The sequence below is a fragment of the Nitrosomonas sp. Nm51 genome, from assembly GCF_900111165.1.
Classification (GTDB): domain Bacteria; phylum Pseudomonadota; class Gammaproteobacteria; order Burkholderiales; family Nitrosomonadaceae; genus Nitrosomonas.
In genome coordinates this window covers 1-1,851 of sequence record NZ_FOGH01000115.1, presented here as the reverse complement: position 1 = coordinate 1,851, position 1,851 = coordinate 1, and the positions used below count along the sequence as shown (strand labels likewise).

1 protein-coding gene and 1 pseudogene are annotated in these 1,851 nt (G+C 45.1%); one reads left to right on the top strand and one right to left on the bottom strand.

Annotated elements, in window-relative coordinates:
• Positions 1-236 precede the first annotated feature (236 nt).
• Positions 237-1,448 (top strand): IS256 family transposase, encoded by a 1,212-nt coding sequence (locus BMY60_RS15015; RefSeq protein ID WP_177166708.1) that lies wholly within the window; start codon positions 237-239, stop codon positions 1,446-1,448.
• A 101-nt stretch (positions 1,449-1,549) separates the two neighbouring features.
• Here the strand turns inward: BMY60_RS15015 and BMY60_RS15010 are convergent.
• A pseudogene (locus tag BMY60_RS15010) lies at positions 1,550-1,741 on the bottom strand (IS110 family transposase); the annotation flags it as partial.
• Between the last annotated feature and the right edge of the window lie 110 nt (positions 1,742-1,851).

Here is a 1,851-nt window from a genome sequence, read left to right as displayed (position 1 = left end):
TTGTTCCTGTGTTGTCACTCGTCATCCTCCTTTGAAAATACCCGAGGATAAACAGATCAGATTCTAGTTTGTAGATGGTGGGGCTGGACGGTTACGCTCAATTTGGTGCGGACTTCCTTGGTTTTGATTCCGGCCCATTTGGATACGGCAAATACCTCTCCCCGGTGATCCATCGCGACGGGAGTATTAGAAATTCTGTGTCATTCCATTATTATTAAATTTTATTGGAGTGACTTATGTCGAAGATTATCCCGCAATTTGATTTTGAAGAAGCATTAGAGGCTCTGAAAGCTGGTCAGGATCTGAATGGAAAGAATGGCATACTTACACCGTTGATCAAACAGCTAACTGAAGCCGCATTGGCTGCAGAGGTAGAGCGGCACATTGAATCCAAAGATGAGCCGAACCGCAAGAATGGTTCAACGCCAAAGACTATGAAATCGGCATCTGGCAGTTTTCAACTGGATACGCCGCGAGACCGCAATGGTACATTTGAGCCGCAACTTGTTAAAAAGCACCAAACCCATTTCACAGATGAAATGGAAAGAAAGATACTCTCTCTGTTTGCACTTGGTTCCAGCTATGAGGATATTTCAGGACACATAGCCGAATTATATGGTATTGATATTTCCCCGGCGACGATTAGTGCCGTAACCGGCAAACTGATTCCAGAGTTAAGGGAATGGCAACAACGCCCGTTGGACAGCCATTATCCATTTGTCTGGCTGGATGCCATTCACTTTAAGGTGAGAGAAGACGGTCGATATGTCAGCAAGGCGGTGTATAGCGTACTCGGTGTTAATATCGAGGGGAAAAAGGAAATTTTAGGGTTGTACTTGTCTGAAAGCGAGGGCGCCAGATTCTGGCTTTCCGTGCTTACAGACCTGAATAACCGTGGGGTTCAGGATATTCTTATTGCCGCTATAGACGGACTCACAGGCTTTCCTGAGGCGATTAACAGCATATTTCCAAATACCGGGATTCAGTTGTGTATTATCCACCAAATACGCAACACAATGAAATATGTGGCATCGAAAAATCACAAAGCGCTCATGGCCGATCTAAAGCGTGTGTATAAAGCGCAGACCAAAGAAGCTGCCGAGAGTGCGCTTGATACACTGGAGGCAAAATGGGGGAAACAGTGTCCTATTACGATCAAATCATGGCGAAGCAAATGGGACAATTTATCGGTATTCTTCAAATACCCTGAGCCGATACGTCGCGTAATGTATACAACCAATGCCATTGAAGCAGTGCATCGTCAGTTCCGGAAATTAACCAAGACCAAAGGCGGATTTCCAAATGAAAACAGTCTGTTGAAATTATTGTATGTTGGTATCAAGAACGCCAGCAGAAAATGGACGATGCCATTTCCAAACTGGAATTTGACATTGTCCCAACTGGTGATATATTTTGAAGGACGTTTGGATGCTGCACTGGATTTGTAAATTCGTTGCCGAATTTTATATCGCCGCTGAAAACGATCACTGTCTCGGTGATCGGTTGAAGCGGCTCAACAAGAGAAGCGCGTTAGCGTTTTAGGTTGACACAGAATTATGAACGCCCTCTGCAATTGAGTTACCCAATGTGCCAACGCTCGCCGGTCTTTCTTGAATGCACCAAATTGGCGCTGCTCGGTACGCATCGAACCATCGCTTTTTTCAATCAAGGCACCGGCTGTAATCTGCGGCTGATGAACATCGAGTCCAACGACACGTTTATAAATCACATCCAATTCCATAACGCCTGTAAGTAACGACAAGCTATTGTAATTGCAACTTTGGTTTTTTGCTCAGGCAGGCTCGTTTGAGCTCAGTCAGCGGACAAATGACGCGTCAAAAAAAGCCGTGA

Coding starts and splice junctions, on each gene's coding strand:
- BMY60_RS15015 (WP_177166708.1), top strand. CDS start 237: ATGTCGAAGATTATCCCGCAATTTGATTTTGAAGAAGCATTAGAGGCT.